At 65.3% G+C, this 12,903-nt stretch carries 10 protein-coding genes; all 10 read right to left on the reverse strand.

Annotated elements, in window-relative coordinates; translation table 11 throughout:
- Positions 1-22: 22 nt before the first annotated feature.
- Positions 23-2,050, reverse strand: a complete 2,028-nt coding sequence (gene dnaG, locus CDO87_RS03940; protein ID WP_100927560.1) for a DNA primase — start codon at positions 2,048-2,050, stop codon at positions 23-25.
- Positions 2,051-2,137: 87 nt separating this feature from the next.
- On the reverse strand, positions 2,138-2,422 hold the full coding sequence (locus tag CDO87_RS03945; protein ID WP_100927561.1) for a hypothetical protein: 285 nt from the start codon (positions 2,420-2,422) through the stop codon (positions 2,138-2,140).
- A 33-nt stretch (positions 2,423-2,455) separates the two neighbouring features.
- Positions 2,456-2,995 (reverse strand): sarcosine oxidase subunit gamma, encoded by a 540-nt coding sequence (locus CDO87_RS03950; protein WP_100927562.1) that lies wholly within the window; start codon positions 2,993-2,995, stop codon positions 2,456-2,458.
- On the reverse strand, positions 2,988-5,918 hold the full coding sequence (locus CDO87_RS03955; RefSeq protein ID WP_100927563.1) for a sarcosine oxidase subunit alpha family protein: 2,931 nt from the start codon (positions 5,916-5,918) through the stop codon (positions 2,988-2,990). The genes CDO87_RS03950 and CDO87_RS03955 overlap by 8 nt, the downstream gene beginning before the upstream one ends.
- Positions 5,908-6,171 carry a sarcosine oxidase subunit delta gene (locus CDO87_RS03960; protein WP_100927564.1) on the reverse strand — a complete coding sequence of 88 codons (264 nt, stop codon included), beginning with the start codon at positions 6,169-6,171 and terminating at the stop codon, positions 5,908-5,910. The genes CDO87_RS03955 and CDO87_RS03960 overlap by 11 nt, the downstream gene beginning before the upstream one ends.
- Positions 6,172-6,292: 121 nt before the next feature.
- The gene (locus tag CDO87_RS03965; RefSeq protein WP_100927565.1) at positions 6,293-7,546 is read right to left on the reverse strand and encodes a sarcosine oxidase subunit beta family protein; all 1,254 of its coding nucleotides are present in this window, start codon (positions 7,544-7,546) and stop codon (positions 6,293-6,295) included.
- Positions 7,547-7,742: 196 nt separating this feature from the next.
- Positions 7,743-8,300, reverse strand: a complete 558-nt coding sequence (locus CDO87_RS03970; RefSeq protein ID WP_254698326.1) for a TadE/TadG family type IV pilus assembly protein — start codon at positions 8,298-8,300, stop codon at positions 7,743-7,745.
- A 5-nt stretch (positions 8,301-8,305) separates the two neighbouring features.
- Positions 8,306-8,857, reverse strand: a complete 552-nt coding sequence (locus CDO87_RS03975) for a TadE/TadG family type IV pilus assembly protein (RefSeq protein ID WP_100927566.1) — start codon at positions 8,855-8,857, stop codon at positions 8,306-8,308.
- Positions 8,854-10,842: a TadE/TadG family type IV pilus assembly protein gene (locus CDO87_RS03980; RefSeq protein WP_100927567.1), complete on the reverse strand. Its 1,989-nt coding sequence runs from the start codon at positions 10,840-10,842 to the stop codon at positions 8,854-8,856. Before CDO87_RS03980 ends, CDO87_RS03975 begins: the two co-directional genes overlap by 4 nt.
- A gap of 153 nt (positions 10,843-10,995) precedes the next feature.
- On the reverse strand, positions 10,996-12,873 hold the full coding sequence (locus tag CDO87_RS03985) for a Tad domain-containing protein (RefSeq protein WP_157814916.1): 1,878 nt from the start codon (positions 12,871-12,873) through the stop codon (positions 10,996-10,998).
- Positions 12,874-12,903 lie beyond the last annotated feature (30 nt).

Here is a 12,903-nt window from a genome sequence, read left to right on the forward strand (position 1 = left end):
CCTTTTTCTCACCGAAGTGACGTCATCCACGCCCTTTTTCGAATCGAATCGTCGCGAGAAGCGAATCAAGGGCGCTCTTTTCTTCCCGGTCGATATGGGCGCCATTCGGCCCGATTTCGAAGTCCACCTCGTTGTCGTCTTTCAGCCGGCCGATCGCTGAACGCGCCCGCGCCGCCTCTGCAAGACGCCATGTCAGGGCTTCGTCGGCCAGATCGTCGAGGTCCTCCTCCGCCTCTCTCAGTTCGGCCTTCCAGCCATGGTACGCTTCAAGCTTCGCCAGCTCCTCCGCCACGGTCATCCGCGCGAGGTCCTTTGCACCTTGGGCACGGATACATGGAACCACCGCGATATGGCGCGCGGCGAGCAGGGTTTCAAGCCACTCGGAGCCGATCCTTTCCATCGCCGCCTCGGCAAGGTCGTCCGGACGGTCGGCCATGTCGAGCAGCACGTCCTTCAGCGCGGCAAGATCGGGGTCGCGGGGTGCAAGATTCTCCAGCTGGCCGTCGAACGCCTCTACAAGGGTAGGATGACGGTAGAGAATGGCCAGAACGATCTCCTGCCGCATGACGACTTCGGCATCCTCGCCGCCTGAAACCAGCATGGAGGCCTTGGCCGTCGGGCTGGGCGGTTCGGGCGCGTTCCACTTGCGGCGGCCCCGCGCGCCCTTCCCCTTGCCGGAAAAACCGCCCTTGAACTCACCTGAGTAGCCGCCGGAAAATCCCCCGCCGTTGCCATTGCTCCAGGGCGCGGCAGGCTGCGCGCCTGCCCGGTTGTAGAGCTTGTCCAGAAGCTCCCGCACCGCCTCGCCATAGTGGCGGCGCAGGGAGGGGTCCTTGATCTTCTGCAACCGTTCGCGCAGCGCCTTGTCCAGTGCGGCCCGGCGTTCCGGGCTGTCGAAGGTGCGGCCCTCCGTCTCCTGCTGCCAGAGCAGGTCGACCATCGGCAGCGCCGCGTCGAGGCAGGTCTGCACCGCATCCGGTCCGTCGGACCGTATCAGGTCATCCGGGTCCTTGCCGTCCGGCATGAGCGCAAAGCGCAGTCCCTTGCCCGCCTCCAGCAGCGGCAAGGCAATGTCGATCACGCGGTAAGCCGCGCGCAATCCGGCCTTGTCCCCGTCAAGCGCGATGATCGGTTCCGGCGACAGCCGCCACATCGCGTGAAGCTGGTTCTCGGTGACCGCGGTGCCCAGAGGCGCGACAGAACCCTGGAAACCCGCCTCGCTGAGCGCGATCACGTCCATGTAGCCCTCGGCCACGATCAGCGGCTGCCCCCTGCCCGTCGCCTCCCGCGCGGAGCGCAGGTTGTAGAGGTTGCGGGACTTGTCGAACAGCTCCGTCTCGGGCGAGTTCAAATACTTGGCGTTGTCATCCGGGTCCATCGCCCGGCCACCAAAGGCGATGCACCGTCCGCGGGCGTCGCGGATCGGGAACATGATGCGGTTGCGGAAGACGTCATACGGCTCCCGCCCCTTGTCGGACGTCTTCGAGAGGCCGCAGGCCACGAGGTGCTCGACGGAGACACCCTTGCCCGTGAGCGCAAGCCGGAGGTTGTCCCAACCGGCGGGCGCGAAACCGATCTCGAACCGCTCCTGCGCGCCTGTATCCAGCCCGCGCCGGGACAGATACGCGCGGGCGTCGGTGGCCGCCTGTGTTTTCAGCTGGAACCGGAAGAACTGGACCGCCTGCTCCATGACCTCGCCCAGAACCGTGCGGCGGTCGGCCTTCTGCTTGGCCTGCGGGTCGCGGGCGGGCATCTCCATCCCCGCCTCGGTGGCGAGAATCTCGATCGCCTCCATGAAGCCGACGTTCTCCGTCTTCTGCACGAAGGAGATGGCGTCGCCCTTCTCGTGACAGCCGAAACAGTAGTAATACCCTTTCCGGTCATCGACATGGAAAGAAGCGGTCTTTTCATGGTGGAACGGGCACGGCGCCCACAAGTCGCCCTTGCCGGGTTGCGACTTGCGCTTGTCCCACAGCACCTTGCGCCCCACCACATCGGCAAGGCTCAGGCGGTTGCGGATTTCATCGAGGAAACCGGTCGGCAGACTCATGCGAGGCAGTATCCTCCGGCGGCGGGGCGATTCTCAAGGTGCCATGACAGCGATCATGACACCGGCGGCCGGAAGTGGTGTCCGGTCTTACTTGTCCAGAAGCTCGCACTGTTCGCGCGCCGCCTGACCGACCGCAGGGGTCAGCATGTTGGCGGGCAGCGTGAACACGAAGTCGGCAAGCTGGTCGGCGGCCTTGCGCTCCATCTCGGCGCGCAGGGCCGTGCGCACGTCGGCCTTGGACCGGCCATTGACACGGCTGTCCACGGCCAGCTTGAACCAGGCTTCGGTCTGCGCACATTTTTCGAGATCGCCCTGCGCCACGACGGGTGTGGCAGCGATGGCGAAAAGAAGGGCATAAAGCGCTTTGCGCATGTCGGGCGTCTCCGCAGGCAGTTTGGAGTGGTTCTAGCCCGCCTCCCCCCGGGCGGCAACGCCTGCCATGGCATCGGCAATTTCGTGCCAAAGGGTCCGGGCCATCGACCGGAAGGCCATGACCCTGTAGCCGCCTTCCACGCGTTGGATCAGGACGTTCATGTGGCCGCAGAGGGTCCGCGCCGTGGCATCCTCCGGGAAGGCGTTCGGGCGCAGGTCGACGGGCACCAGCCGGGCCAGAACGTCCTCCGCCCCCTCCCCCGTCAGGTCAAGGATGACCCAGGCATCGGACTGCTCCGTCACCGTCGCATGAGCCTCCAGATCCGGAGCGGGATCGGCACCGATCAGGAAGAAGGTGTCGCGCCCGGCCCAGAGACACGGTCCCGACCTTCGGTTCGGCGCGGGCAGGCTGCTGCCGTGCGCTTCCTTCAGCGCCCCCGACAGCGCCGCGCGCGCGCCCGGTTTCGGCATCAGCGCGGTGACACGGGTCATCGGCGCCTCCGACAAGGTGAACCGCCCCTTGTTCAGCGGGCCCAGCCCTTCGGCGGGGGATCTGGCATTCAGGTCAACCACGCAAGCGCCCTCCTTCCGGGTCGAAGGCCACGGGTTCGGTCACTTCGCATAACGCGGTCACGCCCCGGAGGTGATCGACCAGCTTGACCGTTTCGCCGTGCCGGGCGCGGCCGTTCCTCAGGAACCCAAGCGCCCGTGTCTCGCCCAGGGTCGGCGAGAAACACGTCGAGGTGACATAGCCCTGATCGTTGGCCCTGACCGGATCGGCCTCCCTGTCGAACAGGTGCGCGCCCGCCGGGATTAGTTTTACCTCGCCCGCCGGGCGCAGGCCCACCATCTCCTCACGGTCCTCCATCAGGCCGGGCCGCGCCGCCAGCACCTTGCCGATGCAGTCTTTCCCGTACGCGATCATCCGCTGCATCCCGATGTCGAAGGCGGTAGTCCGCCCGTGGATCTCTGCATGGGTGATGTGCCCCTTCTCGATCCGCAGGACGTTCAGCGCCTCCATCCCGTAGGCCCCGCCGTCCAGCGCCTCGGCCCGGGCCAGCAACTCGTCGAAAAGCGCCGCGCCATAGCGGGCCGGGATCGCCAGTTCATAGGCATGCTCGCCCGAAAAGGAGATCCGGAACAGCCGCGCCGCCTGCCCGCCTATGGTCACCGGGCGGTTTGCCATGAACGGCACGCTCTCGTTGTCGATCGGTGCATCGAGAAGGCCGTTCAGCAGGTCCCGTGACTTCGGTCCGGCGATGGCGAACTGCGCCCAATGCTCCGTGACGGAGATGAAGCGCACGTCCCAGCCCTGGCAGTACGCCTGTTTCACCCAGTCGAGGTGGCGCATGACCTGCCCCGCGGCTGCGGTGGTCGTGGTCATCAGCCAGCGGTCGTCGGAGAGCCGCGCCGTGGTGCCGTCGTCCATCACGTGCCCGTCCTCGCGCAGCATCAGGCCATAGCGCGTGCGGCCCGGCGCCAGAGAGGAGAAGGTGTTGGTGTAGACGAGATCGAGGAACCGCGGCACGTCCGCCCCCTGAAGCTCGATCTTGCCCAGAGTGGAGACATCGCAGACCCCGACATTGGTCCGGACCATCCGCACTTCTCGGTCGCAACTCTGACGCCACGAGGTCTCGCCCTCCTTCGGGAAATAGGACGGACGATACCAGAGCCCGGCCTCGATCATCGGTGCCTTCAAGGCGAGGCTCGCGTCATGGGATGTCGTGAAGCGCTGCGGCGCCAGTCCCTTGCCCGCTCCGCCGGCGCCAAGCGTGGCGATGGCGATGGGGGAATACGGCGGCCTGAAGGTGGTCGTGGCGGTCTCCGGGATGTCGCGGCCGGTGGCGTCGGCAAGGATCGCCAGCGCCGACACGTTCGACGACTTCCCCTGATCTGTCGCCATGCCCTGCGTCGTGTAGCGCTTCATGTGCTCGACCGAGGCATAGTTTTCCGCGGCCGCGCGCCTGACATCCTTGACCGTCACGTCGTTCTGAAGATCGAGCCAGGCGCGCCCCTTGCCCGGTACGGTCCACAGGCGGCGGATGGAGTACTGCGCATCCTCGGCCCGGGGGACCTCCACCTTTGCCGAGAGGCCCAGCTCGGCGGCGACGGCGCGCCCGGCCTCCGCGCCTTCGGCAAGGCAGGCCTGCGTGGAGAAGGCGCCGTTCGCGGCACCCGCGACCGCAAGGCCCGGAACGTGGGTCGCAGGCGGCACGAATGCCACGATGTCGTCGCGCCAGACGGGCCGCGCGCCGGTGTGGCAGGTCAGATGGATCGCCGGGTTCCAGCCGCCGGACACGCCCAGGGCATCCACCTGCAGATTGTCCCGCCGACAATCCGGGGCACGCAGGGTGATGCCGGTCAGGTGCTTGCGGCCATGGGTGCCGCAGACCTGCCATCCCGGGTAGAACGGCACATCGCCCGCGCGGTTCTGTGCATCGTGGCGGCTGTCGATCAGCGCCACGACGTGCAGCCCCGCGACGGCCAGATCGCGTGCCGTGCGATGCGCGTCGTCGTTGTTGCCGAAAACCGCCACGCGTCCGCCGGGCACGGTGCCGTAGCGGTTCAAGTAGCCCCGCAGCGCAGACGCCAGCATCACGCCGGGCAGGTCATTGTCACGGAACGCGATGGGCCGCTCCAGCGCGCCGCCCGCCAGCACGGCGCGTTTCGCCGCGATCCGCCAGAAACACTCGCGCGGCAGCGCGCCCGGATCGGAGAGGTGAGAGGACACCCGCTCGACCGCGCCGTAGGTGCCACCGTCATAGGCGCCCGTGACCGTCGTGCGCGTCATCAGCCGGACGTTCGGCAGGTCCTGCAGCGCCCGGACCTCCGCCTCTGCCCAAAGATGCGCGGGCTGGCCCTCGATCTCCTCGACCTCCGCCAGAAGCCGCCCCCCGAAGGAGGGACCCTCGTCCGCGAGGATCACATCCGCCCCGGCGGAGGCTGCGGCGCGGGCGGCCATCAGGCCAGCCGGGCCACCCCCGATCACAAGCACGTCGCAGAATGCAAAAGCCTTCTCTGCCCGGTCCGGATCGGGCGCCCCCGACAGCGCACCCAGTCCCGCCGCGCGGCGGATCGCCGGCTCGTAGAGCTTCTCCCAGAACGCTTTCGGCCACATGAAGGTCTTGTAGTAGAACCCCGCACCGAGGAACGGCGCGAACAGGTCGTTGACCGCCAGAAGGTCCAGCGACAGCGACGGCCAGCGGTTCTGGCTGACCGCATCAAGACCTTCGAACAGCTCCTGCACCGTGGCGCGCGTGTTCGGGTCCGCACCGGCGCCCCGCCCCACCGTCACCAGCGCATTGGGTTCCGCCGAGGTGTCGGTGAACAGTCCGCGCGGGCGGTGGTACTTGAAGCTCCGGCCCAGCAGGTGCACGTCCTCCGCCATCAGCGCGGAAGCCAGCGTATCGCCCTCGAACCCGCTGTAAGCCTGCCCGTCGAAGGTAAACCCGAGCGGCCTGTCCCGGTTCACGCGGCCCTTGCCCTCAATTCGCATCCTGAGGCTCCACCAGCGAGACGGCATGGATTTCGTGCGTTAAGGTATCACGTTCGATGACCAGCCACGCCGTGCATCCTGCCTCGTGATACCAAAGGTCGCGGGTCAGACCCGCCGGGTTGTCGCGCAGGTGAAGCCAGTCCGACCACACTTGGGGATCACCCCCGGAGGGACGCTCCAGCATCGAGGCCGCGCCCTGGTACGTGAATTCCCGGCGGTCGCGTTCGCCGCACAACGGACAGGTCAGGCGCATCCGGTCATATCCCCGATCAGGTGGCGTCCGGGACGCCGTTGCATCGGGCGTGCGTGCGGTGCTGCGCGTCCCGAACCATGCCATGTCTTGCCGATACCCAAGGTCACGCTCTCCATCCCGGTCAATGCAGGTTGTGCTGCGCGCCGGTGCCTTCTTCGTCCATCAGGCCGCGGCCCGTGGCGAAGCGATCCAGCCGGAAACCCGCCGCCGGAGCGTGGTGCCGTCCCGTCGCGATCAGGTGCGCGAAGGAAAAGCCCGAGCCCGGCACGGCCTTGAACCCGCCGTAACACCAGCCGCAATTGAGGAAGAGTCCCTCCACCCCGGTCCGGTCGATGATCGGCGAGCCGTCGGGCGACATGTCCATGATCCCGCCCCAGGACCGCAGGACCCGCGCCTTGCCGATCATCGGCATCAGCGCCATCCCCGCCTCCATCACATGCTCGACCATCGGCAGATTGCCTCGCGCCGCGTAGGAGGCGTAGAAATCGAGGTCGCCGCCGAACACGAGCCCGCCCTTGTCGGATTGCGATATGTAGAAATGCCCCATGCCGAAGGTCACCACGTGATCGAGGCAGGGCTTCAGCCCCTCTGTCACGAAGGCCTGCAAGACGTGGCTCTCGATCGGCAGGCGCATCCCTGCCATCGCCGCCACCTGCGAGGACCGGCCCGCGACCACGATGCCGACCTTTTTCGCCCGTATCGCCCCGCGCGAGGTCTGCACGCCCCGGACCCGGCCATTCTCGATGTCGATGCCCGTGACCTCGCAGTTCTGGATCAGGTCGACCCCCCGCATGTCGGCGCCCCGGGCGTAGCCCCAGGCGACCGCATCGTGGCGCGCGGTACCGCCCCGCCCGTGCCAGAGCCCGCCGTAGATCGGGAAGCGCGCGTTGTCGAAATCGAGGAACGGGACCTTCTCGCGCACCTGTTCTCGCGACAGAAGCTCGGCGTCGTCGCCCTGGTTGCGCATGGCGTTGCCGCGCCGGGCGAAGGCGTCGCGCTGACCATCGGAATGGCACAGGTTCAGCACGCCGCGCTGGCTCATCATCGTGTTGAAGTTCAGCTCCTGCTCCATCCCCTCCCAGAGCTTCAGGGAATGGGAGTAGAACTCGGAATTGCCCGGCAGCCCGTAGTTCGCCCGCACGATGGTGGTGTTGCGCCCGACGTTGCCACCGCCGAGATAGCCCTTCTCGAGCACCGCCACGTTTGTCAGCCCGTGCTCCTTGGCGAGGTAAAACGCCGTGGCCAGGCCATGGCCGCCCCCGCCGATGATGACGATATCGTATTCGGGTTTCGGGTCGGGAGTGCGCCAGTGGGGCCGCCATCCGCGATTGCCGGTCAGCCCCTCCTTCAGAATGCGCCAGCCCGAAAAACCCATGCCTGTCTCCCCGCCGCGGTGGATACCGTCGCGGCAGTCAAGCAGCGCCCGGCGGGAGTATCAATGCGTCGCGCGAGAAATCCGAGAGTTTTCCACCGGATAAAGGCGCCTTGGCGACCTTCGCAGGCAAGGCGTGGCAGGCCAGCCGGTCCCGGCACGGATGGTGGGGCGGGGCTGTGCGTCGCCCCGCCCGGGATCAGCCGTCCGACCAGACGATCTGGGGGGCGAAACGCGGCCGGGTGAACCCGTAGGTGTAGAACAGGTCTGCCTCGTTCAGGACCGGCAGTTCGAACGGCGGCACGTATTGCGTTTCCGTTTCGACCATGATGACGCGCTCGTTGTGCAGCAGCGTCGGCAGGCGGTCGGTCAGGTTGACCAGATCCTCGGTGCGCATTTCGCTGAAGACACCGCGGGTCTGCGACCAGTCGCGGATGTAGGCGCCCTGGTTGGCGTCGTAGCGCACCTGCGTCACACGCAGTGAATACGGCCCTTCGGACAGCGTCAGGAACTCCAGCAGGTCGAGCATGCCGTCGAGGTAGGCGCCGTCGATGGCCGATGTCTCGCGCGAGATGGCGTCCGAGATCGTGTAGGCCGCCTTGGTGTTCAGGCTTTTCTGACGGAAGGCATCGTGCAGCGAGAACATGCTGGCCAGCACCATCAGCAGCAGTGGCAGCCAGATCAGCGTCTCGATGGTGACGTTGCCATTCTCGTTGCCGGCGAAGCGGCGCAGCTTTTGCAGCATCGGCGTTGTCATGGCGGTTACCTCGGTTCCTGCACGAAGGCGGAGTTGACGATCATCTGCGCGTAGCCTTCGGTATCCAGATTGAGTTCCTTGCCGAAGCCGGTGGTCGGCATCATGGGCTTGTACTTGAGGCAGGCCCGCATCAGCATCAGGTCGTTGTCCTTGCCGTGCACGAAGTTGCGCACCGGACGCGGATCTTCCTGCGCATTCCGGCAATCCGGGTTCGGCTCCATCATGGTGACGTTGCGCGGATCGACCTCCACCATCTCTAGCATGAGGTTGTTCTGGCAGTCGTCGATGATCACCGCCTGGTCGCAGATGCTCAGGCGCACCTGTTCGTAGGTCGGGATTTCCCCGGTCGACAGGCGGATCTCGCGGACCACCCGGTCCACGCTGCGCTCCAGCATCGCGTGACGCAGGTTCATGTAGGCGATCTCCACCCCGGCCGCGAGGACAAGGAAGAAGATCGAGAAGTAGAAGGCGAATTCCAGGGTGGAGTTGCCGTTCTCTTCGCGGCAGAAGCGGCCAGCAAACCGGCCAAGGCGGGATGTCCGGGCAACCGAATTCATTGGATCAACCTCAGGTTGTTAATTTGCCGGGCGATGGTGTCGAACGTATCGAAGATCTGGTCGCCCGTGACGTGGAAGAAGTGGCTGGCAGACGAGGCGCAATAGGCGAGTTCGTTGGCCGCGGCGGTGTCTGTCTCGAAGGCGATGGCAAAGATCGTCACGCCCTTCGCATTGGCCAGGTCGCACTGCGCATGCAGATTGGCGACGTTGGTCGGCGCGTCCGAGAGGTTGTAGGACTTCCCTGCCCCCTGATCGACCAGAACGGTGTCGCCGTTCCTCGGGTTCTTCGCGTCGGTAGGGCGCCACTGGTCCGTGGTCTGGCCGTCCGTCATCAGGATGATGTACTTCTCGGTCTCCGGGTCCTCCCAGGCGATCGGGCGGCCTTCGAAGCGGGCGTCCACCTTGCCTGCAGCGATCAGCTCGGACAGGGCCGGCTGGTTGGCCGGATCGAGAAGCGCGAGGCCGTACTTCATCCCGTACTGCAGGCCCGTACCATCATGCAGGCGCATGCCGTTGATGAAGTTCTTCAGGCCGGTGCGGTCCGCGGAATAGTACTGGATCGCCATCTCCTCGCTCGGGCACCAGCCCCAGTCCATGGTCGGTTCGTCGAAGGCCCAGTAGTTGAAGTGCGGCACGTAGTCGGTCGACGTCGGCATCGCCGTGGTCAGGAATTCGTCGCTGTAGATCTCGACGCAGGAGGACGGCATGTTGACGTTGGTTTCCTCGGCCGGCGGGGTCTCGGTGCCGGGGTCCGTCGTCGGGTCCGGTTCGGGCGCGGGGGCCGGTTCCGGGTTCGGCGAGACATATTCCGGCTCGAAGCTTGCCCAGTCGACCCAGAAATAGGGCATGGAGTACCCGGGGAGCTTGTGATCCTTGGTGTTGTTCAAGGTCGGACCAATGTCCGATTCAGGACCGTTGAGGTCGCCCTTGACCTGGAAATAATTCGTCTTGGACCCCGGCCCCTTGATGGACATCCCGAGGAACTGGGACGGATCGGTCAGGCTGCCGTCATAGTAGTACAGTGCCGCGACCGCGCCCTTGTAGAAGTCATCCATGTCCTTCGGCGCGCTGTCCGGGAAGTACGTGATGCGGTGGGCAATGTTATAAATGTCGTCGCCATCGGTATCGAAGTAGAGCACCACGTTGGTGATCGTGTGCGACCACGGCGGGAAGTAGTCCTCGACCGGGGCGGACACCACGGGGTCGGTGGTCGTGGAATCGCTCGTCGTCGTATCGGTAGTGCCATCCGTGCAGGACGGGTCAGCTGCACCTTCGTCGGCGTTCTCGGCGTTGTTGTTGCACAAGGAGCCGCCCGGCGCGTCCTGGTCGCCGTTGCCCCAGCCGTTGTTGTCGTGCTTGATCTTCGGCCGCTCGCCGCGGAAGTAGTCGAACAGGATGTCGCCCGGGTTCACCTGCCCCGCAAAGGGCACGACGTTCAGCGTGGTCACGCCGTTCGAATCGTCGGTCATCACCTTGTCGACGAAAGCCTCGGCCGCCGGCTTCAGCTTGTCCATGCGGCTGTTCCAGCGCATCGACCCGGAAACGTCGAGCACGAGCGAGATTTCCACGTTGGAGATCTTTTCCTCCGCAGTGGCGAGGGCCGCCGCGGTCAGCGTGTCGATGCCGCTCATCCGCAGGAAGAATGTGTTGATGTCCGTGCTGCCTGACGCCGTGACGGTCCTGTAGTTGACGCCCTCCTCGGGCGTGACACTGTCCAGCGTCGCGGCGATCCCGGCTTTCTCGAGGTAGTCCCGGACAACCGTTTCGGAGTCCTGCATCTGGTCGAGGTCGGCAGCCGCAAGGACCGCCCGGTCCAGCGTGGATTGCATGACGGTGCGTGTGGCCTCAAACCTCATGATGTCCACCGATGCACCGGTGACCGTAAAGATCAGGAGCAATATGAAGACCGAGAAGATCGTCATATTCCCGGATTCGTCGCGGATCAGGCGTTGAAGCAGCGTATTCAGGCAGTTTGGCAGTGTCATTCGTCTTCTCCAACCGCGTAGGGTGTTCACGGCTTCGAGAATACTTGACCGGGCAATCGGGCCTATTTGCGACGATTTTAGGGTTTGTTAACCAGATTGAGGCGGTTGATGACATACTCCATATTCCTTTAGTATAGGATGCGACTATACCAGTCACTGGATCAACCTCAGATTGTTGATCTGACGCGCGATGGTATCGAAGGCGTCGATGATCTCCGTTCCCTGGACATGGAAGAAATGGCTCTCCGACGAGGCGCAGAGCCGCAGTTCGTCCGCATCCGCATCTGTCGTCTCGAAAGCAACGGCGAAGACGGTGACACCAAGGTCGCGGGCGAGCTGGCACTGGGTGTGCAGGTTGTCGAGGTTGTTGCCCCGCGTCGAGACAGTCGTAAAGGTCCCGATGCCCTGCGTCTCGAGCTCCGTCTCGCCGTTGACCGGGGCGAAGGGATCGAGCGGACGATACTGGTCCGTCACCGCGCCGTCGCTCATCACGACGATGAACTTCTCCGTCTCCTCGTCCTCCCAGGCGATGGGGCGCCCGAGGAAGCGGCTGTCGACCAGCCCTGCGGCCACGAGTTCCGTCACCGCGCTGCCCGTCGCGGGGTCGAGCAGCGCCAGCGCATACTTCAGCCCGTACTGGATGCCCGTTCCGTCGTGCATGCGCATATTGTCGATGAAAGCGGACAGCGTGGCGGCGTCGTCGGAGTAATACTGGATTGCCGTGTCTTCTCCCGGGCACCAGCCCCAGTCCATCACCTCGCGGACGTAGGGCCAGAACATGAAGTGCGGCACGTAGTTGTCGGACTGCGGAAGATCGGTGTTGGTGAACTCCGTGTCGTAGATCTCCACGCAGGACGAGGGCATGTTGACGTTGGCTGCCTCGACCGGCGCCACGGGCGCCACGTAAGACGCCGCCCACGCTGCGAAATCGATGACGGCATAGTCGATCTCCTCGCCCGGGACCTTGCCGTTGTTCTTGGTCGGGCCGATGTCGCTGAACGGGCCGTTGCCGTCGCCCTTCACCTGGAAGTAACGGTTCTTCTCCTGCCCGCCCTTGAGCGAGATGCCGAGGAACTGGTCCGGGTGGATCAGCAGCGGATCGCGGTCGATCAGGTACGCCACGACACCCTGGTAGATATCGTCGATGTCGCGGGTCGAGCCGTCCGGGAAGTTGATGATCTTGTGCGCCCGGTCGTAGATGTCGTCGCCGTTGGTGTCGAAGTAGACGACGATGTTGGCGATCGGCTGGGGCCAGGGCGAGAAGAAGCCGCCGGTGTCCGTAGCCGTTGTGTCGGTGCCCTCGGTACAAGACGGGTCGATGGCCCCCTCGTCGGCGTTCTCCGCATTGTTGGTGCACAGCGAGCCGCCCGGAGCGTCCTGATCGCCGTTGCCCCAGCCGTTGTTGCCCTGCTGGATCTTCGGCCGCACGCCCCGGAAGTAGTCGAACATCACATCGCCCGGGTTCACCTGCCCGGCGAAGGGGATCAGGTTCAGGGTGGTGACACCGGCGCTGTCCTCGGTCAGGACCTTCGACACGAAATCCTTGGCGGCGGTGCGCGCATTGGTGATGCGGTTGTTCCAGCGCATCGACCCGGAGATGTCCATCACCAGCGATATCTCGACGTTGGCGATCCGCTCTTCCGCGGTCGAGGCCGCGATCACCGGCAGCGTCTGCCACCCCGACATGCGCAGGAAATAGGTGTCGAGGATCAGTCCCGCATCCGCCGCGACCGTCCGGTCGTTCAGACCGGGGGTGGCGATGACGTCGGTCAGGTGTTCCGCGAGGCCCGCCTTGGTCACGTAGTCGTTCACCACCGCAACCGGGTCCTGCTGCTGGTCGAGATCCGCGGCGGCGAGCACCGCACGGTCGAGCGCCGCCTGAAGCCGTGCACGTGTCGCCTCCTGGTACATGATGTCGACCGAAGCCCCGGTGATCGCAAGGATAAGGACCATCATGAAGGTCGAGAAGATGGTCATGGTGCCTTCCTCGTCCCCAGCGAGGTCGGCGATGAAGTGGGTGAGCCTTTTCATGCCCGGGGTCTCCTGTCCGTCTGCCGGGGT

The organism is Sagittula sp. P11, from assembly GCF_002814095.1.
In the GTDB taxonomy this organism is placed as follows: Bacteria; Pseudomonadota; Alphaproteobacteria; order Rhodobacterales; family Rhodobacteraceae; genus Sagittula.

Bases quoted from the DNA above. Each gene is read 5' to 3' on its own strand.
- dnaG (WP_100927560.1), bottom strand. From the start codon at position 2,050: ATGAGTCTGCCGACCGGTTTCCTCGATGAAATCCGCAACCGCCTGAGC.
- CDO87_RS03945 (WP_100927561.1), bottom strand. From the start codon at position 2,422: ATGCGCAAAGCGCTTTATGCCCTTCTTTTCGCCATCGCTGCCACACCC.
- CDO87_RS03955 (WP_100927563.1), bottom strand. From the start codon at position 5,918: ATGCGAATTGAGGGCAAGGGCCGCGTGAACCGGGACAGGCCGCTCGGG.
- CDO87_RS03960 (WP_100927564.1), bottom strand. From the start codon at position 6,171: ATGCGCCTGACCTGTCCGTTGTGCGGCGAACGCGACCGCCGGGAATTC.
- CDO87_RS03965 (WP_100927565.1), bottom strand. From the start codon at position 7,546: ATGGGTTTTTCGGGCTGGCGCATTCTGAAGGAGGGGCTGACCGGCAAT.
- CDO87_RS03970 (WP_254698326.1), bottom strand. From the start codon at position 8,300: ATGACAACGCCGATGCTGCAAAAGCTGCGCCGCTTCGCCGGCAACGAG.
- CDO87_RS03975 (WP_100927566.1), bottom strand. From the start codon at position 8,857: ATGAATTCGGTTGCCCGGACATCCCGCCTTGGCCGGTTTGCTGGCCGC.
- CDO87_RS03980 (WP_100927567.1), bottom strand. From the start codon at position 10,842: ATGACACTGCCAAACTGCCTGAATACGCTGCTTCAACGCCTGATCCGC.
- CDO87_RS03985 (WP_157814916.1), bottom strand. From the start codon at position 12,873: ATGAAAAGGCTCACCCACTTCATCGCCGACCTCGCTGGGGACGAGGAA.